Raw genomic sequence first — 19,235 nt, 5'->3', positions numbered from 1 at the left:
AAGGGGCGGTATGAGCCTCTGGATACCCGTCACCATCGCCGCCGCCTCGTTTCAGACCGTGCGGTTTATGCTTCAAAAATCACTGAGCAGCGTGAAATTGTCCGCCGCAGGTGCGACCTTTGCCAGATTTGCCTATTCGATGCCGTTGGCCGTTCTGGCGCTTTGGGCTGCACTGCAACTCAGCGAGTTGTCTTTGCCTTCGATGCCACCCCTGTTCTGGCTGTTCGCGACCATTGGCGGCACAACGCAGATCTTGGCAACCATCTGTGTGGTCTCCTTGTTCAAGCAGCGCAACTTCGCGGTCGGAATCACGTTCAAGAAAACCGAGGTGATCCAGACCGCTATCGTCGGTTTCCTCGTTCTGGGCGACCAGGTTTCAGCCGGAGCGCTAGTCGCCATTCTGATGGGCCTGACCGCAGTTCTGCTGCTGTCGAAAAACCCCGGAGGGGACGGTGCGTGGTGGAAACACCTGACCAATCGCGCGTCACGGCTGGGGCTGGGGTCGGGGATTCTGTTCGCCTTTTCCTCAGTCAGCTACCGGGGCGCATCACTGCAGCTTGGCGAGATCGACGCATGGTTCCGCGCGCTGGTGACGCTGGCCGTTGTTGTGACATTCCAATTCGTCAGCATGGGGCTGTGGCTGCTGTGGCGAGACCGCGCCGAACTGCGCGCGGTGTGGGAGACGCGGCGCACCGGTGTCTTCGTAGGCCTCACCAGCCTGAGCGGGTCGTTTTGCTGGTTTTTCGCCTTCACATTGCAGAATGCGGCTTATGTGAAGGCGCTGGGGCAGGTCGAACTGATCCTCAGCCTGTTTGCTTCGATCCTGTTCTTCCGCGAAACCATCACCCGGCGCGAGATCGCCGGGATGGCGTTGCTGGGGGCCTCTATCCTGGCGCTTGTGTTGACGATTTAGGAGGCGTCCGCCTCGGCCAGCGCCGTTACGCCTGCGCGACGTTCGTCAAAGCTCAGCGCGATGAAGCTGGGCAGGTGATCACCCATGCCAACAACCGCCGGACCTGAATCGTTTCGGCGACCACGGCCACGCGGTTCCTTGTCCTTTCGACGGTCCGAGTCCTTCTTGCGCTCGGGCTTTTTGTCGACCTTTGCCTCGTCGACAGGCTTAATCTTTTTCTCGCGCTTGGGCTTTTCGTCCTTAGGCTCTTCCTTGACCGGATTGTCGAGCCGGGGAATGTCCTTCTGGATCAGCTTCTCAATTGCGTCCAGAGCCTTTTCATCACGGCCCGAGCAGATCGTGATCGCCTTTCCCTCGCGCCCCGCTCGACCGGTGCGACCGATGCGGTGAACGTAATCCTCGGCATGGCCGGGGACGTCAAAGTTGAACACATGGCTGACCGAGGGGATATCCAACCCCCGTGCGGCCACGTCCGAGGCCACCAGCAGGCGTAGTGAGCCGTCGCGGAATCCGTCCAGGGTTTTCATGCGCTGCGACTGATCCAGATCGCCGTGAATGGCGGCGGCGTTATAGCCGTATTTTTTCAGCGATTTCGCGCAGATATCTACATCCGTCTTGCGGTTACAGAAAATGATCGCGTTGGTGCAGCCTTCACCCTCGGCGTCGATCAGCGCGCGCAGAACCTTGCGCTTGGCGCTGGCCTCGCGGTCGCGACGGCCACCTTTGAACATAACCACGCCCTGTTCGATCGTCTCGGACGCGGTGGCCTGACGGGCAACCTCGATCCGGGCAGGGGCAGACAGGAATGTGTCGGTAATCCGCTCAATCTCGGACGCCATGGTGGCTGAGAAGAACAGCGTCTGGCGGGTGAACGGCGTCAGAGAGAAGATGCGCTCGATATCGGGGATGAACCCCATATCCAGCATCCGGTCGGCCTCATCCACCACCATGATCTGAACACCGGTCAGCAGCAGCTTTCCACGTTCGAAATGGTCCAGCAGGCGGCCCGGAGTGGCGATCAGCACGTCGACGCCCCGATCGATCAGAGCTTCTTGTTCCTTGAAGCTGACGCCGCCGATCAACAGCGCTTTGGTCAGTTTCAGGTGCTTGGTGTAGGTGTCGAAGTTCTCAGCCACCTGCGCGGCCAGTTCCCGCGTCGGGCACAGCACCAGCGAGCGCGGCATCCGCGCGCGTGCGCGGCCACGGGCCAGCAGGGTGATCATCGGCAGTGTGAAGCTGGCGGTTTTGCCGGTGCCGGTCTGGGCGATGCCCAGCACATCCTTGCCTTCAAGCGCAGGTGGAATCGCTCCGGCTTGAATCGGGGTGGGGGTTTCGTATCCGGCTTCCTCAATGGCTTTGAGGACCTTTGGGTTCAGGTTCAGTTCGTTAAACTTTGTCATGTATGTCCGGTTTTTGCGGACACTCGACCTGGCCCGCGCGTATGAAGGTGTGCCGGGCCCGGATGGCCATGCGCATCCCGCGCATTTCGGCTGAGGCGGGACATAACAAAAACGTTGGGCAGGGTCAAATGAAGAGGGTTTCAGACCCCTGTGCTCCGATACTGTGCAGATTTAATGCAACAATTCAGATGCTTCCGGGGAAATGTTTCGCAAGCTTCCGGTCCAGATCCAGTGGCCGATGCCGGATCAACCCGTGTTGTTCAAGCCGTGCCCGCACCTCGGGGTGCGCGCCGCTGATCTCATCGAAAAACGCGCTCAAGCCGTCGACACCGTCCTCGCTTTCGATCCAGCTGAGCAGTTCGTTCATGTTCATCCCGCCCTCATCCCGCGGGACATTTGGCGTCATTCCGGGTTTGTATGACCCACGCTCAAGTCGGAACCGGTAATGCGCCAGCCAGTGATCCCAATCCGGGGCGTGCCGGTGGCAGAGCGCAGCCTCGGCAAGTTCCGCTTTGCAGATCAGGCGTTCCCCATGCTGGAACAACCCGTGAATGCGGAAGTTGATGCCTGGCAAACCGGTGCGAGCAAACACCTTGCCTTGCAGGTGACTGAGAAACCCACCCTTCACGAAAGCCCCATAGTTGGGATAGAGCGCCTGCACCGTTGCGGCACGATCAGGCCCGGACGGGATATAGGCTTTGTACAGGTCCTTGGCGTCGGCCACTGCCTCTTCCGGGCGTACGCGGATATAAGGGGTACCCTGCGCGACCTCGTCCAGCAGATCGGCTACCGGGCGGTCGGGACACAGAAACTCGTCCAGATCAATATGCAGCAACCAGTCTTCGCTGGCCTTTCGGTAAGTGAATGAGGCGTTGGCTGTCTGGCGCACCTGATGCTTGTCGGGGCGCTCCCGCTTACGATTGGCCCAGAACCCGTCGTCGCAATTGCGGACCTCAACCTTTGGGTGCCGGTTCAGGGCGTTGAAGGCCTTGGGGCAGGGCTCGTCCAGATAGACATGCATCCGATCCACCCCAAGGTCGAGGTGATAGGCCACGAAACGCAGGATGTCCGGGGCCATCCCCCGTACCGTCGAGACGATGCCCCAGGTCGATTTATCACCCATGCGCGGCCCTTTGGCCGGTCACGTCATCATTTCCTTGGTCGCAGTCAGGGTCAGGTCAGGATAGTCCCGGACCACCCGGTCGATATCCCATTGCAGACGTGTCAGGTAGACGGTGTCGCCGTCATGATCATGCGCGATGTGCTGCTTGTTGGCGTTGACGAACTTGTCCACCGCCACCTTGTCACCACTGACCCAGCGGGCGGATGTGAACTGAGACGCCTCGAACCGCACAGGCAGGCCGTATTCCATCTCGATCCGGCTGGCGAGCACTTCGAATTGCAGCGCGCCGACGACACCCACGATAAAGCCCGACCCAATCGAGGGTTTGAACACCTTGGCTGCGCCTTCCTCGGCAAATTGCATGAGTGCCTTTTCCAGGTGCTTGGCCTTCATCGGGTCGCCCGCACGCACGCCTTGCAGCAATTCCGGCGCGAAGGACGGGATGCCGGTCACGCGCAGCGCCTCACCTTCGGTCAGCGTGTCGCCGATGCGCAACTGGCCATGGTTGGGGATGCCGATGATGTCACCGGCCCATGCTTCATCCGCTAGTTCGCGATCCGAGGCCAGAAACAGCACCGGGTTCGAGATTGCCATGGGCTTCTTGGACCGCACATGGGTCAGTTTCATGCCGCGTTTGAAATGGCCCGAGGCCATCCGTACAAAGGCCACCCGGTCGCGGTGCTTGGGGTCCATATTGGCCTGAACCTTGAAGACAAAGCCTGCGACCTTCTTTTCATCCGGCGCGATCTGACGTGGTTCGGCCGATTGCACTTGCGGCTGCGGGCCGTAAGCGCCGATGCCCTCCATCAGTTCTTTGACACCGAACGAGTTGATCGCCGAACCGAACCAGATGGGGGTCATATGCCCCTCAAGAACCGCCTGCGGGTCCAGCGCGGGCAGCAATTCGCGCGCCATCTCGACCTCTTCCAGCAGTTTCTCAAGCAAGTGCTCGGGAACATGTTCGGCTAGTTTCGGGTCATCCAGACCGTCGATCTGAATGCTCTCGGCTACCTTGTTGCGGTCGGCGCGGTCCATCAGTTCCAGCCGGTCGCGCAGCATGTCATAGCAGCCGATGAAATCGCGACCCACGCCAATCGGCCACGCGGCGGGCGTGACGTCGATGGCCAGCATTTCCTGAATCTCGTCAATGATCTCGAACGTATCGCGGCTTTCGCGGTCCATCTTGTTACAGAAGGTCAGGATCGGCAGATCGCGCAGGCGGCAAACCTCGAACAGTTTCTGCGTCTGGCTTTCCACACCTTTCGCGCCGTCGATTACCATGACGGCGGCGTCCACGGCAGTCAGAGTGCGATAGGTATCTTCCGAGAAATCGCTGTGGCCGGGCGTGTCCACCAGATTGAACCGGAAGTTCCCATAATCAAACGACATGGCCGAGGCGGAAACCGAGATACCGCGATCCTTCTCCATCTGCATGAAATCCGAGCGCGTGCGCCGCGCCTCACCCTTGGCGCGCACCTGACCGGCCATCTGGATCGCGCCGCCATAAAGCAGGAACTTTTCCGTCAGCGTCGTTTTGCCCGCATCAGGGTGCGAGATGATCGCGAAGGTCCGGCGACGGGCGATCTCGGGCGGCAGGGTGGGTTGGTTCGAGGTATCAAGCATAATCGCGCGTATAGGCGGGGAATCTTGCCGAGGCAAGACAAAGGGGGTGGTTCGAGCCATACACCTATGGCAATAAGAACATATAGTGAACAAATAGTGGAGAGAGACAATGAATTTGAAAGAGATTGCCGACGAGCTGGTCGCAGGTTGCCGCGAGGACCGCGCCAAGGAAAATCTTGAGAAACTCTATGCTGAGGATGCCGTCTCGGTCGAAGCGCAGGATTTCATGGATATGGGCCGCGAAACCCACGGTCGCGACGCGATCCGGGGCAAACATGAATGGTGGGAAGGCGCGCATGAGGTTTCCGGTGCCTCGGTCAGCGACCCGATGCCCCATGGTGAAGACCGTTTTGCTGTGATCTTCGAGGTCCAAGGTAAGGTAAAAGAGACCGGTGAAGCCTTTGATATGAAAGAAGTTGGTGTCTATCACGTCGCAAATGGCAAGATCGTTCGGGAAGAGTTCTTTTACTGATATTGCTTGAAATCTGGTCTTCTCCGTCTGGCCGGTGCTAGACATGGCAACAATAACAGATGGGGAGGATCAGATGGATCTAGGTATTAAAGGAAAACGCGCGCTGGTCTGTGCCAGCAGCAAGGGTTTGGGTCTGGGCTGTGCCGAAGCTTTGGCCGAGGCCGGTGTCAATCTGGTGATGAACGCCCGCGGAGCCGAGGCGCTTGAGGCCGAAGCCGCGCGCTTGCGGGACACCTATCGCGTTGATGTTCAGACGGTGGCCTGTGATGTGACCTCGACCGAGGGGCAGGCGCAGGTGACCGAAGCCGCACAGGGTGTTGATATCCTTGTGACAAATGCGGGCGGTCCGCCTCCGGGTATGTGGTCGGATTGGGAGCGTGAAGACTTCATCAAAGCGCTGGATGCCAACATGCTGACACCGATTGCTTTCATGAAGGCGTTGTTGCCGGGGATGATGGAAAAGGGCTGGGGGCGTGTGGTCAATATCACTTCGCAATCGGTGCGCGCGCCGATTGCCGTGCTCGGCCTGTCGAACGCGGCGCGGACTGGGTTGACCGGCTACGTCGCGGGAACCGCGCGGCAGGTAGCCCCGCAAGGGGTGACAATCAACAATCTGCTGCCGGGTATCCACGCCACTGACCGCGCGGAGTCCCTAGATAGTGCGGTTTCGCTGCAAAAGAACATCTCGATGGAAGACGCCCGTGCAGAGCGCGCCGCCACGATCCCTGCGCGCCGCTATGGCACACGGCAGGAATTTGGGGCTGCCTGCGCCTTTCTGTGTTCGCAACATGCGGGCTTTATCGTGGGCCAGAACATCCTACTGGACGGTGGCGGAACCAATTTGACGATGTAGGCGATGGCGCAGAATTTTTCACTGAAAGACCAGCTGTTTAATGCAGAAAAGACCCGCTATCTGGCGGGGCTTTTTTCGGCGGCCGACCCCGCTTTCGAGGCAGAGGTGTTCGAGGTTCAGGTCATGTCCCGCCTGCTGGATCTGGAATTGAAAGAGCGCATGGCGTGGATAGCCGACTGCCTTCAACAGGCCATCCCCGGCGCGCTGCCGGACATTGCGCCTAGGCTGTTAAGTGCGCTGCCACCGCCGCTGGACCCGTCAAAGACAGATGATGATTTCGGTGATTTCATCTTTGCACCCTTGGGCGATTGGGTAGTGGCCGTTGGCCTCGCCCATCCCGATCTGGCATTGGACGTGCTTGAGGAACTGACGCAGAGATTCTCGATGGAATGGGCCATTCGCCCGTTCCTGAACGCCCATCAGGACAAGGTGCTGGACAGGATGCAGGCGTGGTGCGCGCATGACAGCTATCATGTGCGGCGCTTGGTCAGCGAAGGCACTCGCCCGCGTTTGCCATGGGGGCAGGCGGTGGGCCTGGAACTGACCGACCCGTTGCCTTTGCTGGATCGCCTGCACAGAGATCCGACGCGATACGTGACGCGGTCGGTGGCGAACCATCTGAACGATATCACCAAGAAAGACCCCGATCTGGTGCTGGACCGTTTACTGCAATGGCGCGAGGGCGGTCAGGATGCGGATGAGTTGCGTTGGATGACTAGCCACACCCTACGCGGACTGGTGAAATCCGGCCATCCCGGTGCGATGAAGATGCTTGGGTTTGATCCTGATGCGGCGATCTCGGCCGACATTCAGGTCAACGATGAGGCCAGAATCGGAGGAGCGTTGACCTTCGATGTATCCCTTGGCGGGACCGGGGATCAGCCTGTATTGATTGATTATATCATTCACTTTCAACGCTCTGGCGGAAAAACCTCGGCCAAGGTGCATAAGTTGAAACAGACCGCGCTGCGCGATGGCGCTCTGACGCTTAGCAAGACCCACAAGCTGAAGGGCAATGCCACCACGTTCAAACTGGTGCCGGGTCCGCACCGGCTTGAGGTTCAGGTGAACGGACATGTGCGTGCGGGCGTGGACTTCCAACTGCTAGAGTAACGCTTTTGTAAAATCGCACATGTGCGGATTGCGCGAGGGCGCTTGCTGCATTAGCTGATCCCTAACCAAACACAGGGGATAGGTTCGATGAAGCATGAATCGGTGCAGAATTATTACGGCGATGTCCTTCAAAGCAGCGCGGATTTGCAGACCAATGCCTGCTGTACACCCGATGACATGCCGGATCATGTAAAGAAAATTCTCTCAAAAATTCATGATGATGTGCTGACGCGCTATTATGGCTGCGGTCTGATCGCACCGCTGGATCTGGAAGGGATGAGCATCCTTGATCTGGGCTGCGGTGCCGGGCGCGACGTCTATGCTCTGTCCGCGATGGTCGGCGAAAATGGCCGTGTGGTCGGTGTGGATATGACGCCAGAGCAGCTTGATGTAGCCCGCGCCCATCAGGATTATCACGCGCAAGCCTTCGGTCATGGCGCGTCGAATGTGGAATTCCACCACGGCTATATCGAAAAGCTGGACGAGTTGGACCTTGAGCCCGGATCCTTCGACATCATCGTCTCGAACTGCGTGATCAACCTGGTCACCGATAAAGAGGCCGTTCTGCGCGGCGCGCAGCGTCTGCTGAAAGAGGGCGGCGAGATGTATTTCTCGGACGTCTATGCCGACCGCCGCATCCCCGCCGCCATGGCCGAGGATGAGGTTCTGTATGGGGAGTGCCTGTCGGGCGCGCTTTATTGGAATGACTTCTTGTCGATCTCGCGCAAGGCCGGGTTTGCCGACCCGCGCCGGGTGACGCATCGCCCGCTGACCATCGAAAACCCGGTGCTGGAAGAGCGCGTTGCGCCCTTGAGCTTCTTGTCGGCCACGTATCGTCTGTTCAAACTGACCGAACTGGAACCGGCCTGCGAGGATTACGGCCAAGCGGTGATCTACAAGGGCACGATCCCCCACGCGCCGCATCTGTTCGAACTGGATGACCACCATGCGATCGAAGCAGGCAAGGTCTTTCCGGTCTGCGGCAACACCTGGATGATGCTGAAAGACACGCGATTTGCGCGCCATTTCGAGTTTATCGGCGATTTCTCGACCCATTATGGCATCTTCGAAGGTTGTGGAGGGGAAAGCCCATTTGAAGCCACTGGTGTCAGCACCGGTGAGGCCGCCTCGGGCGGGTGCTGCTGACCGCTTGCGCCTGACGGGCGGGGTTGCTATCCCCGCCTAAGCCCGATGAAATTGATCGGGAAAGGCAACGGGGTCCTTCGGTGACAGTGAATTCAACTCCTCCACGTCTGGAAATCCGCAATCTGGTCGCCCGGTATGAAGGGCGCGTTGTGGTGGATGACGTCTCGCTTAGTGTTCAGGCGGGGCAGGTGACGTGTTTGCTAGGCCCGTCGGGCTGCGGCAAGTCGACCACGCTGCGTATGATCGCCGGGGTCGAGATGCAGGAGTCCGGCCAGATTTATGTGGATGGCAAGCTGATCTGCGACACGGTGTTTCGTGTCCCGCCCGAGCGGCGCGAGATTGGGCTAATGTTTCAGGACTTTGCCCTGTTTCCCCATCTAAGCGTGGCCGACAACGTGGCTTTTGGTCTGAAGGGCCACAAGGACGAAAAACGCGCGCGGGTCGAAGAATTGCTGACCAAGGTCGATCTGATGCGTTTCATCGACAGCTATCCGCATCATCTGTCAGGCGGCGAACAACAGCGGGTCGCACTGGCGCGGGCTTTGGCGCCGCGTCCCCGGATCATGTTGATGGACGAGCCGTTCTCGGGGCTGGACAATCGTCTGCGCGACGGTATCCGGGATGAAACGCTGGCAATTCTCAAAGAAGAAGACGCCGCTGTGGTTTTGGTGACGCATGAGCCGGAAGAGGCGATGCGCATGGCCGATGAGATTGCCCTGATGCGGCGTGGTAAGATCGTGCAGCAAGGCGCGCCCTATAATGTCTATACCCGGCCAGCGGATAAAGCGGCGGTTGCATTCTTCAGTGATGTCAATGTGTTGAAGGCGCAAGTTAACGGAGCTCTGGCGGAAACGCCATTCGGCCAGTTTCTTGCGCCGGGTGTACCTGACGGCACGGACGTTGAGATCGTCTTCCGCCCGCAGCACGTCAAACTGGATTTCGACCGAAACGGCAAAGGACCGCTGCCCACACCGACTGATGGGGTGGCCGCCCGTGGCGTGGTCCAGCGGGCGCGCTTTCTGGGCAATGAAAGCCTGGTTGAGTTCCGCATGGACTATGACGGTTCGATCTTGAAGGCCACGGTGCCGAATGTCTTTGTGCCGCAGCCGGGGCGCGTTATGTGGCTGACCATTCGCCGCGACCGGTGCTTTGTTTTCCCCGAATAATGCCTGACGTGGCATTTTAGACCCAACTGGTGCGCGAATGCCGCAGATTGCGCGTGCGCTTCGCTTGCCGAGGCGCGGGGCCGGGTCTATCAAGGGAGAAACGCAGGGATGGATGGGGCATATGCGTATTCTTCTGACCAATGATGATGGCATCAATGCACCGGGCCTGATCACGCTTGAGGCAATCGCCGCCCAGCTTGCTGGGCCCGACGGAGAAGTCTGGGTCGTTGCGCCAGCATTCGAGCAATCCGGCGTGGGCCATTGCATCAGCTATACCCATCCGATGATGGTCGCCAAGCTGGGTGAACGTCGCTATGCCGCCGAGGGCTCGCCCGCCGATTGCGTGCTGGCCGGTCTGCATGATGTGATGAAGGATGCACTGCCCGATCTGGTGTTGTCCGGGGTGAACCGGGGCAATAACTCGGCCGAAAATACGCTCTATTCCGGAACGATCGGTGGCGCGATGGAAGCCGCTTTGCAGGGTGTCCCTGCGATAGCCTTGTCGCAATACTTTGGCCCGCGCAATCTGGGGCTGGACGACCCGTTCGAGGCCGCCGCCCGGTTTGGGGCGGATCTTGTGCGCAAGATCTTGGACGCGACCCCGGCCGAGCAGGGCGATTACCGCCTGTTTTATAACGTGAATTTCCCGCCCGTTCCCGCAGATGAGGTGCTGGGCACCCGCGTGGCGCCGCAGGGCTTTCGCCGTGACACGCATTTCTCGGTCGAACCACACAGCTCGCCCTCAGGGCGGCGGTTCTTGTGGATCAAGGGCGGCTATCAGCACAATCCGACCGCGCCCGGGACGGATGCGGCGGTCAATCTGGCGGGCTATATCTCGGTCACGCCGATGCGTGCGGACCTGACAGCGCATGACACGCTTGAGACCTTGAAGTCGATCGAATGACGGGCTTGAGTGCAGAAACCAAGATGCAGTTCCTGTTTGCGCTTCGGTCACGTGGCGTGACAGACAAGCGTGTGTTGGCGGCGATGGAACAGATCGACCGGGGCCAGTTCGTCAGGGGCCTGTTTGCCGAGCGCGCCTATGAGGACACGCCGTTGCCGATTGCTTGCGGGCAGACGATCAGCCAGCCGTCGGTCGTGGGGCTGATGACGCAGGCGCTGGATGTGGGGCCACGCGATACTGTGCTCGAGATCGGGACCGGGTCGGGCTATCAGGCGGCTATCCTGTCCAAGTTGGCCCGCCGGGTCTACACAGTTGAGCGTCACAAGCGACTGGTGCGGGAAACCGGCGCGTTGTTCCGCGAGCTGGGTCTGACCAATGTGACCGCGATGTTGACGGACGGCTCATTTGGTTTGCCTGAACAGGCGCCGTTTGATCGTATCATTGTGACCGCTGCGGCTGAGGACCCTCCGGGCCCGCTCTTGGCGCAGCTCAAAATCGGCGGTATCATGGTATTGCCGGTGGGGCAGTCGGATGCGGTTCAAACTCTGATCCGTGTGCGACGGACCGAAACCGGCCTGGACTATGACGAATTGTTGCCTGTTCGTTTCGTGCCCTTGCTGGAAGGGCTGGGAAAAGACGAGGCGTAGAAGTTTATTCTGAGGAACCCACCCGAACCCCGGTCAACAGGGGCAGGTGATGAGGACGGTAAAATGAGAGCAGTTTCCAAATCAGCGACGCTCCGCTGCGCAAGCGGCATGGTGGCAATGGTGGTTCTGGCCGGGTGTGAAGGCCCGCTGGACTATGATCTGCGCGGTCAGGTAGGCGGGTTTTCGACCGCTGACGCGGCGCAATCGGCCACCACAAGGCGCCCTGCGCCCGATGCACGCGGGGTCATTACTTATCCCACCTACCAAGTCGCCATCGCTCGGCGCGGCGACAAGGTCAGCGACGTGGCGGCGCGGGTCGGATTGCCCGAAGGGGAACTGGCCGTATTCAACGGTTTGAAGCCGACCGATACGTTGCGGGATGGCGAGGTGATCGCGTTGCCGCGTGCGGTCAGTGCGTCGTCGGGCAATGTCGATATTGCCACGATTGCCGGGACTGCAATTGATGAGGCGCCAACTGATGGGTCTGTGCGTACCTCGACACTTGCGCCTGCGCAGCCGCTGGCAGCGCCTGCACCAGTGGCCTCGGGGCCGGAGCCCATCCGGCATCAGGTCAAGCGGGGGGAAACCGCGTTTACGATTTCGCGCCTTTATGACGTGCCGGTGGATGCACTGGCCGATTGGAACGGATTGGATTCCGATTTCACCGTTCGCGAAGGCCAGTATTTGCTGATCCCGGTTAAAACCCTGACGCCGCCACGCCAGACAGAGGAACCGGCGACAAATGTGACTCAGCCGGGTGAAGGCTCACCCACGCCGACGCCTCCAAGTGCCACCCAGCCTTTGCCTGACGAAGAGGTCGTAGCAGCGCCGTCCGCGCCGGATGTGACGGCGGAAGCGCCGACGTCTCAGAGCAACTCGGCGCTGGGTTTGCCGGTGACGGGTTCGATCATTCGGACCTATGAAAAAGGCAAGAACGAGGGGATCGACATCGCGGCAGCTCCGGGCACCGCGGTAAAAGCGGCCGATAGCGGCACTGTCGCGGCGATCACTGCGGATGCAGATCAGGTTCCGATCATTGTGATCAAGCACAACAATGATCTGCTGACTGTTTATGCCAATGTGGACGGTATCACCGTGAAAAAGGGTGATCGGGTGCGTCGTGGTGAGAAGATTGCCGCCCTGCGGGACGGTGACAACGCCTATGTCCATTTCGAGGTTCGCAAAGGGTTCGAAGCGGTCGATCCCGAGCCGTTTTTGAAATAGGAATTGGCCCGTTCCGGGCCATGCCTCCGGCGGGGATATTTTTGACCAGATGAAGGGCGGATCACGCTTTGGGGTCGAAGTCGCTCAGGCGTTTGCCGGGTTCATCTGTGAAGAGTTCGGGCAGGGGTTGGACAGCTTCGATCAGGTCGATGCGGAAGACGCGGAAGCCCTGGCGTAGCTCGCACCAGGCGGTGAGGGTCCAAACGCGCCCCCAATATTCCATGTGTAGAGGGCGGATTGTGCGGTCGGTCAGTGTGCCGTCGATCCGGCGGTAGCTGAGGTGCAGTTTCTGGCGCGATTTTATGGCGGCGCGGATCGGGGCCATATGGGCCAGTCCACGCGCGGCATCGGCAAAGGGGTAGACGGCGAATTTCCAGGTATCTGCTTCGGCGACGACTTGCGTCGGCAGCACGGCGTCGATCTTGTCGGCCAGCGTCTCGGCGGCGGCTTTTAGCTCGGGGTCGGCGGCTTGGGCCACGATGGCCATGCCGAGGTTCAGCGCCTCAAGCTCGGCTGGGGTCAGGTTTACCGGGGGCAGGGTGATCTGTTCGCGCACCATGTAGCCGACGCCGCGCTCGCCCTCGACCGGGACGCCGGAGGCGACCAGCGTGTCCATGTCGCGATAGATCGTGCGGACCGACACCTCGAGCCGGTCCGCGATGTCCTGCGCGCGGTGCAGTTTGCCATCGCGCAGGATCTGGATGATATCGAACAGACGATCCGTGCGGCGCATGTCACGCTGTCCGAACCGTGTTTAAGCAATCATGTTCCATAGCACTTTCTCGTGACGCATCTGGATGCTGTCGGGTTTGATCGCCGTCATCAAGGCAGCGGCGAAGTCTTGTTGTGGGAACTGCGCGGCGGCATTCTGTGCGGCTTTCATGTCGGTCCAGACCACATAGTCGGTCCAGCGGCCATCCTCGCCTTGGCTCAGCTGTCGATGCGCAAAGCCGGGGGCCGCGCGCACGAAGGCTTCGGTGGATTGGCTGAGCTTCACGAACGCCTCGGGCGTGGTGCTGTCTGCGAGCGAAAAGGTGACGATTTCGGCAACATGGGTCATTTCAATCTCCGTTGACCAGGTTTCGATGATCTCTTCCTAGTCGCGTGCAACTGACATAAACCTGTCAGTTGAGAAAATCCAGCGCCCAAAAAACGCGTGAACGGAACGAATTCGAACGCGGATTTGATCTGGCGCACTGTTGTCCACCGCTCGTCAGGCGTAGACACATGGCCAAACAACATTCCCGACGCGTGGCGTCGATGTAGAAGGAGACAAGACATGCTTAACAATATCGGCCTTCCCGGCCTGCTGCTGATCGCCGTTGTGGTTCTGGTTCTGTTTGGCCGCGGCAAAATCAGCTCGCTGATGGGCGAAGTGGGCAAAGGCATCACCTCGTTCAAGAAGGGCGTCAAAGAAGGCGCGGATGAGCTGGAACAGGACGCGTCCGAGATGGCCAAGGACGTCACCCCCGAGACCGACAAAGACAAGGCCTAAGCGCAGATGTTTGATCTGGGCTGGACCGAGCTTCTGGTCATCGGCGTTGTTGCCCTGATCGTTGTAGGGCCAAAGGACCTGCCGGTGCTGTTCCGCAATGTGGGGCGGTTTGTCGGCAAGGCCCGCGGCATGGCGCGCGAGTTTTCCAGCGCCATGAACGAGGCTGCTGACCAGGCGGGTGTCAATGAGATCAAGAAGGGCCTGAACGCGGCCACCAACCCTGTGGGCAGCGCCATGGATGGCGTGAAAGAGGCCGCGCAGGATCTGGCCAAGAGCATCGACCCGACGAAGTTCGACCCCGACAGCGAGACCGGCAAACTGGCGGCTGAACGGGCAGAGCAAGCCAAGAAGATCCAGGCTTCGACTGCGCGCGCCGCCGCCGAGCGCAAGGCGAAAGAGGCGGCTGACGCTCTGGCCAAGGCCGAAGAGGCCGAGGCCGCGCTGAAATCCGAAAGCAAGACATGACCAAGACCGACGAGATCGAGGACAGCTCGGCCCCATTGATCGAGCATCTGGCAGAACTGCGCACGCGGCTTATTCACTGCGTTGTGGCGTTTCTGATCGGGATGATCATCTGTTTCACTGTGGCGACGCCGCTTTTCAACTTTCTGACGCGCCCCTTGTGTGACGTTCTAGCTGAACGCGGGCAGGATTGCGGGCTGATCTTCATCTCGCCGCAGGAAGGGTTCTTTGTGGCCATCAAAGTCTCACTGCTGGGCGGGTTCATTCTGGCCTTTCCCTATATCGGGATGCAGATGTGGCGGTTCGTGGCGCCTGGGTTGTACAAATCCGAAAAGAACGCGTTTTTACCGTTCATGCTGGCCTCGCCCTTCATGTTCCTGTTGGGGGCCAGCTTTGCCTTCTACGTGGTCACACCGCTGGCCTATGACTTCTTCCTTGGCTTCCAGCAATTCGGTGCCGAAGGCGAGGCCGTGACCGATGGCGCAGTTGCTGCCCCGCTGAGCGTGGTCTTTCAGGGCTCGGCGCAGGAATATCTAAACCTGACGATCAAATTCATCGTAGCCTTTGGTCTGTGCTTCCAACTGCCGGTTCTGCTGACGCTGATGGGCAAGGCGGGGCTTGTGACGGCCGAAGGTCTGGGATCGGTTCGCAAATACGCCGTGGTCGCCATTCTGGTGCTTGCCGCGCTGGTGACACCGCCCGACGTGATTACTCAGGTGATCTTGTTCGTGGTGGTCTATGGACTGTACGAAATCTCGATCTTCCTCGTAGCGCGTGTCGAGAAAAAGCGCGAAGAACAGCTGCGCGCTGACGGCTACTATGACGACGAAGAAGAAGCGGACGCCGATATCGTGAACGAAGAAAGCAAGTAAGCCGGCTTAATCCTGATCAGGCGCGCTCACTGGTGGCGCGCCTTTTTCATGCATGGGCCTTGCCGCTTGCATCTGATCATGGTTTGAACCCCAAAACAGTCGGAGGCCCTGATGGATGACCAAGCCCTGAACCGCATTGCTGATGCCTTGGAGCGCATGGCTCCAGCCCCCTTGGCAGCCCCGGATTTCGGCGCGGCACCGGCTTTCGTCTGGCATGTGGACCCGGACCGGCTGGAACCGGTGACAAAGGTCAACCGGGTCGATCTGGACCTGCTGATAGGCATTAACCGCTCGCGCGACACACTGTTGGACAACACGCGGCGCTTTGCGGCTGGGTATAAGGCAAACAATGCGTTGCTCTGGGGTGCGCGGGGTATGGGCAAGTCCAGCCTTGTCAAAGCGGTCCATGGGAGCTTGCAAGATGAATACCCCGATCTGAAACTGGTCGAACTTCAGCGCGAGGACATGGGCTCGGTCGCGCGTCTGCTAAACCATCTGCGGGCCGCGCCGCATCGGTTCATCCTGTTCTGCGATGATCTTTCGTTCAGCCATGATGACCAACACTACAAATCGCTCAAGGCGGTGCTGGACGGTGGTATCGAAGGCCGCCCGGAGAATGTTGTCTTCTACGCCACCTCGAACCGCCGTCACCTGATGCCGCGCGACATGATTGAAAACGAACGGTCCAGCGCCATCAACCCGTCCGAGGCGGTCGAGGAAAAAGTCTCACTCTCCGACCGCTTCGGCCTTTGGCTGGGCTTCCACCCCTGCGATCAGGACGAATACCTCGCCATGATCAACCGCTACTGCGCCGCCTATGGCGTCAACGTCGCCCCCGACACCCTACGCGCCGAAGCCATCGAATGGCAGGCCACACGCGGCGCACGTTCTGGCCGCGTAGCGTGGCAATTCTTCGTCGATCTGGCCGGGCGCACCGGTACCCATATCGGCTGATCCGCCCGCTTCATCTGGCTAAAAATATCCCTGCCAGAGGCATGGCCCGCAAGGGCCATTCCCCTATAGCGACGCCAAAATCCGGGCCGCCTCATCCGCAGGGCTCGTCAAAGCATCACGGTCCTCGCCGGGATGGAACCGGGCGCGGACGGCGGTGGGCATGGGGGCGGGCTCGACAATAGACACGCGCGGGCCAGTACGCTCGGTCTCAAGCTGCCAACTCCGCGCCAATGCCATCTGTGCGCCCTTGGTCGCACCGTAGATGCCATAGAATTTCTCTCCCGCCTTGGGGTCGTCGAAAAACACAGCTTGACCGCACTCGCCCAACAAAGGCGCGACATAGGGGATCAGAACTGAGGTCGCCGTCGCGTTGGTGTTCAAAGCCTTCGCCCATTCCTTGGGATCGATGAAGTGCGTAGGCGTCAGGGCCGAGGTGTGGATGGCGGTATGCAGCCATAGGTCCACCTTGCCCCAGCGATCGTGAATGCCCCGGCACAAGGTTGCCATGGCGTTCGGGTCGGCGATGTCCATGGGCGCCAGCGTGGCCGCGCCGCCCTTGGCCTGAATGCGGTCGTCCAACTCTTCCAGCCCACCGGTGGTGCGGGCAACAGCAACGATGTGGTATTCGGGGGCCAGCGCCTCGGCCAGGGCAGCACCCAGGCCCCGAGACGCCCCGGTGATGAGGGCAATTTTAGTCTGATCGGTCATGGGTGGGGTTTGAACCCCTGCGCGCAAGCCGTCAAGACAGGATTAGCGACCGGGGATGGCGATCCGCTGGGTCTGGCCGCTTTGTCGCAGCATGATCCCTTCGGCATCAATGGCTACGACGGTGCTCGAGGCAACGCGGCTACCCGGTTTGACCTCTTTGACCCGACCCGAGGACAGGCGCATCAGCGCACGTAGCTCGGTTTTGGGCCCGAACACGCCCAACAGGGCGACCGAACTTTTCTTTAGCGCGTCCTTCTGCGTAGCCGCGCTTTCGACGGTGGAATTTGGCATGGTTTGCGGCAGGGGCGAAGGGCCCCACCCCCTTATGTCTGAGTGAGTGGTGGCAGCGGCCTAGCAAATGAGCAGATGAAACGAAAGGCGGCGGTGCTCGCTGGTTTTCTCACAATTTCGCGTGGGTCTGCGAACCCATTGCGATTGCGTTTCCTTCGCCAGAGAGTTGTGTGTCAGAAAATTTTGCCCCCGGCGCTGCATCTGACAAAAACGCCCGGACCGACACTAAGATCCGAGCTTTTCCGCGCTTCTGATTCGCTGGATTTATGAACCCGACGCCAATTTCGTGGCGTTCCAAGACCCGCCCGGCACCTGCATGTCCTCGCGCTTTTTGCTGACGCGGGTGCTGTTTTCCAGGCTGTCCAGATAATCGTCGCTGACGCTGCCGGTGATGTAATTACCGTCAAAGCACGAGCAATCAAAGGCCTCGATCTCGGGGTTGCCTTCCTTGGCGGCCCAGATCAGGTCGTCCAACTTTTGATAGAACAGGGCATCTGCGCCCAGTTCCTGCCGGATCTCTTCGATCTCTTTGCCGTTGGCGACCAGTTCATGCTTGGTGGGCATGTCGATGCCATAGACATTGGGATATTTCACAGGCGGCGAGGCGCTGGCGATATAGACTTTTTTCGCGCCAGCCTCGCGGCACATTTGCACGATCTTCTTGATCGTGTTGCCGCGAACGATGGAATCGTCGATCAGTAGCACGTTGTGACCTTTGAACTCCAACGGGACCGCATTCAGCTTGCGGCGCACCGATTTCTGGCGTTCTTCCTGACCGGGCATGATGAAGGTTCGGCCGACATATCGGTTCTTCACCAACCCTTCACGGTAGGGAATACCGGTGATCTTTGCGGCCTCAAGCGCCACAGGGCGGGCGCTGTCGGGGACGGGAATGATCCGGTCGATCTCAAGCCCTGAGTCCTGGATCTGCTTGGCCAGAGTCTGCCCCATGCGCATCTGGGTTTTGTAGACGGAGACCCCATCCAACAGCGAATCCGGACGGGCGAGGTAGACATATTCAAAAATACAAGGCGTCAGCTTGCCTTCGACGGCCTGAAACTCATGCTTGTTGCCGTCGAGATCGATCAGGATTGCCTCGCCGGGGCGCAGGTCGCGCAGTTTGTCAAAACCGTTGATGCCAAAGGCCACATCCTCGGACGCAAAGGCAAAATCGTCACCATCCACATCCGATTCTCGGACCGCGACGGACAAGGGGCGAATCCCGTGCGGGTCGCGGAACGCCAGCATGCCGACACCGGCAATCAGACAAATCACCGAATAGGCGCCCTGAATACGCTCCATGGTCATCTTCACACCGGCAAAGATGTTGCGGATCGGATCGGCATTGCCGTTGACCTTGATCGCATCAGCCACCTTGTCTGCCAGCACATTCAGCAGAATCTCGGAGTCCGAGGTGGTACGCAGGTGGCGGCTGTATTTGCCGGTCACTTTCTCACGCTGTTCGGCCGTGTTGGTGATGTTGCCGTTATGGACCAGATAGATGCCATATGGGGCGTTCACGAAAAACGGCTGCGCCTCGGCTGCGCTCAGCGATCCGGCGGTTGGATAACGCACATGGCCGATGCCCACCTTGCCCAGCAGGGTTTCCGCATCCTTGGCGTTGAAGACGTCCTTGACCAGACCATTGGCTTTCTTCTCGCGGAAGAATTCGCCGTTATAGGTGACGATCCCCGAGGCATCCTGACCCCGGTGCTGCAACATCAGCAGCCCGTCATAGATTTCCGCAAACACATCATGCGTTCGGCTTGCGATCCCCAAAATCCCACACATGTACGGGCTCCAACTTTCTATGACGTAGCGATTGACGGCAGGTTGAGAAACATCGGGGCGCTTGCCCTGTTCAAAGCC

The 19,235-nt window shown here is 59.7% G+C and carries 21 protein-coding genes; 13 read left to right on the top strand and 8 right to left on the bottom strand.

Annotation, left to right across the window (positions count from 1 at the left end; genetic code table 11):
* The first annotated feature begins 10 nt into the window (after positions 1 to 10).
* Positions 11 to 913 (top strand): EamA family transporter, encoded by a 903-nt coding sequence (locus AC2FJ6_RS01990; RefSeq protein WP_480857304.1) that lies wholly within the window; start codon positions 11 to 13, stop codon positions 911 to 913.
* On the opposite strand, the gene AC2FJ6_RS01985 is transcribed toward AC2FJ6_RS01990, so the two are convergent.
* The 3 genes from AC2FJ6_RS01985 to AC2FJ6_RS01975 all read right to left on the bottom strand — a co-directional run bounded on the left by AC2FJ6_RS01985 (position 910) and on the right by AC2FJ6_RS01975 (position 5,059).
* The gene (locus AC2FJ6_RS01985) at positions 910 to 2,313 is read right to left on the bottom strand and encodes a DEAD/DEAH box helicase (RefSeq protein ID WP_170774402.1); all 1,404 of its coding nucleotides are present in this window, start codon (positions 2,311 to 2,313) and stop codon (positions 910 to 912) included. The genes AC2FJ6_RS01990 and AC2FJ6_RS01985 overlap by 4 nt on opposite strands.
* Positions 2,314 to 2,497: 184 nt before the next feature.
* Positions 2,498 to 3,436, bottom strand: coding sequence for a glycosyltransferase family 2 protein (locus AC2FJ6_RS01980; protein WP_170774400.1), 939 nt, complete (start codon positions 3,434 to 3,436; stop codon positions 2,498 to 2,500).
* A gap of 18 nt (positions 3,437 to 3,454) precedes the next feature.
* The gene (locus tag AC2FJ6_RS01975) at positions 3,455 to 5,059 is read right to left on the bottom strand and encodes a peptide chain release factor 3 (protein ID WP_170774398.1); all 1,605 of its coding nucleotides are present in this window, start codon (positions 5,057 to 5,059) and stop codon (positions 3,455 to 3,457) included.
* Between the two features lie 109 nt (positions 5,060 to 5,168).
* Here AC2FJ6_RS01975 and AC2FJ6_RS01970 point away from each other — a divergent pair, with 109 nt between their 5' ends.
* From AC2FJ6_RS01970 to AC2FJ6_RS01935, 8 genes are all read left to right on the top strand, one after another.
* Positions 5,169 to 5,531: a nuclear transport factor 2 family protein gene (locus AC2FJ6_RS01970; protein WP_170774396.1), complete on the top strand. Its 363-nt coding sequence runs from the start codon at positions 5,169 to 5,171 to the stop codon at positions 5,529 to 5,531.
* 73 nt (positions 5,532 to 5,604) lie between these two features.
* Positions 5,605 to 6,384 carry an SDR family oxidoreductase gene (locus AC2FJ6_RS01965; RefSeq protein ID WP_170774394.1) on the top strand — a complete coding sequence of 260 codons (780 nt, stop codon included), beginning with the start codon at positions 5,605 to 5,607 and terminating at the stop codon, positions 6,382 to 6,384.
* 3 nt (positions 6,385 to 6,387) lie between these two features.
* Complete coding sequence (locus AC2FJ6_RS01960; protein ID WP_170774392.1) at positions 6,388 to 7,497, top strand: YhaZ family DNA alkylation repair protein; 1,110 nt, start codon at positions 6,388 to 6,390, stop codon at positions 7,495 to 7,497.
* An 87-nt stretch (positions 7,498 to 7,584) separates the two neighbouring features.
* Positions 7,585 to 8,643 (top strand): methyltransferase domain-containing protein, encoded by a 1,059-nt coding sequence (locus AC2FJ6_RS01955; protein WP_170774390.1) that lies wholly within the window; start codon positions 7,585 to 7,587, stop codon positions 8,641 to 8,643.
* 80 nt (positions 8,644 to 8,723) lie between these two features.
* Positions 8,724 to 9,809, top strand: coding sequence for an ABC transporter ATP-binding protein (locus AC2FJ6_RS01950; protein ID WP_170774388.1), 1,086 nt, complete (start codon positions 8,724 to 8,726; stop codon positions 9,807 to 9,809).
* Between the two features lie 121 nt (positions 9,810 to 9,930).
* Positions 9,931 to 10,713 carry a 5'/3'-nucleotidase SurE gene (surE, locus tag AC2FJ6_RS01945; RefSeq protein WP_170774385.1) on the top strand — a complete coding sequence of 261 codons (783 nt, stop codon included), beginning with the start codon at positions 9,931 to 9,933 and terminating at the stop codon, positions 10,711 to 10,713.
* Positions 10,710 to 11,360: a protein-L-isoaspartate(D-aspartate) O-methyltransferase gene (locus tag AC2FJ6_RS01940; protein ID WP_170774383.1), complete on the top strand. Its 651-nt coding sequence runs from the start codon at positions 10,710 to 10,712 to the stop codon at positions 11,358 to 11,360. Before surE ends, AC2FJ6_RS01940 begins: the two co-directional genes overlap by 4 nt.
* A 63-nt stretch (positions 11,361 to 11,423) precedes the next feature.
* Positions 11,424 to 12,584: a M23 family metallopeptidase gene (locus tag AC2FJ6_RS01935; RefSeq protein ID WP_170774381.1), complete on the top strand. Its 1,161-nt coding sequence runs from the start codon at positions 11,424 to 11,426 to the stop codon at positions 12,582 to 12,584.
* Positions 12,585 to 12,645: 61 nt separating this feature from the next.
* Here AC2FJ6_RS01935 and AC2FJ6_RS01930 read toward each other — a convergent pair whose 3' ends face one another.
* Positions 12,646 to 13,317, bottom strand: coding sequence for a helix-turn-helix transcriptional regulator (locus AC2FJ6_RS01930; RefSeq protein ID WP_170774378.1), 672 nt, complete (start codon positions 13,315 to 13,317; stop codon positions 12,646 to 12,648).
* 21 nt (positions 13,318 to 13,338) lie between these two features.
* The gene (locus tag AC2FJ6_RS01925; RefSeq protein WP_170774376.1) at positions 13,339 to 13,644 is read right to left on the bottom strand and encodes a hypothetical protein; all 306 of its coding nucleotides are present in this window, start codon (positions 13,642 to 13,644) and stop codon (positions 13,339 to 13,341) included.
* A gap of 219 nt (positions 13,645 to 13,863) precedes the next feature.
* On the opposite strand from AC2FJ6_RS01925, the gene AC2FJ6_RS01920 reads away from it, so the two are divergent.
* From AC2FJ6_RS01920 to AC2FJ6_RS01905, 4 genes are all read left to right on the top strand, one after another.
* Positions 13,864 to 14,079: a twin-arginine translocase TatA/TatE family subunit gene (locus tag AC2FJ6_RS01920; RefSeq protein WP_170354368.1), complete on the top strand. Its 216-nt coding sequence runs from the start codon at positions 13,864 to 13,866 to the stop codon at positions 14,077 to 14,079.
* A 6-nt stretch (positions 14,080 to 14,085) separates the two neighbouring features.
* Positions 14,086 to 14,544: a Sec-independent protein translocase protein TatB gene (tatB, locus tag AC2FJ6_RS01915; RefSeq protein ID WP_170774374.1), complete on the top strand. Its 459-nt coding sequence runs from the start codon at positions 14,086 to 14,088 to the stop codon at positions 14,542 to 14,544.
* Complete coding sequence (gene tatC, locus AC2FJ6_RS01910) at positions 14,541 to 15,413, top strand: twin-arginine translocase subunit TatC (RefSeq protein WP_170774372.1); 873 nt, start codon at positions 14,541 to 14,543, stop codon at positions 15,411 to 15,413. Before tatB ends, tatC begins: the two co-directional genes overlap by 4 nt.
* Positions 15,414 to 15,524: 111 nt before the next feature.
* Positions 15,525 to 16,367 carry an ATP-binding protein gene (locus tag AC2FJ6_RS01905; protein ID WP_480874111.1) on the top strand — a complete coding sequence of 281 codons (843 nt, stop codon included), beginning with the start codon at positions 15,525 to 15,527 and terminating at the stop codon, positions 16,365 to 16,367.
* Between the two features lie 63 nt (positions 16,368 to 16,430).
* Here the strand turns inward: AC2FJ6_RS01905 and AC2FJ6_RS01900 are convergent, their stop codons facing one another.
* From AC2FJ6_RS01900 to purF, 3 genes are all read right to left on the bottom strand, one after another.
* Positions 16,431 to 17,075, bottom strand: a complete 645-nt coding sequence (locus AC2FJ6_RS01900; RefSeq protein WP_170774368.1) for an SDR family NAD(P)-dependent oxidoreductase — start codon at positions 17,073 to 17,075, stop codon at positions 16,431 to 16,433.
* Between the two features lie 42 nt (positions 17,076 to 17,117).
* Positions 17,118 to 17,366 carry a hypothetical protein gene (locus AC2FJ6_RS01895; RefSeq protein ID WP_170774366.1) on the bottom strand — a complete coding sequence of 83 codons (249 nt, stop codon included), beginning with the start codon at positions 17,364 to 17,366 and terminating at the stop codon, positions 17,118 to 17,120.
* 264 nt (positions 17,367 to 17,630) lie between these two features.
* On the bottom strand, positions 17,631 to 19,157 hold the full coding sequence (gene purF, locus AC2FJ6_RS01890; protein ID WP_170774364.1) for an amidophosphoribosyltransferase: 1,527 nt from the start codon (positions 19,155 to 19,157) through the stop codon (positions 17,631 to 17,633).
* Positions 19,158 to 19,235 lie beyond the last annotated feature (78 nt).

The organism is Ruegeria sp. CDSA089 (assembly GCF_059612205.1).
Note: the sequence above shows the minus strand (reverse complement) of the source record. Positions and strands in the feature narration are given on the sequence as shown.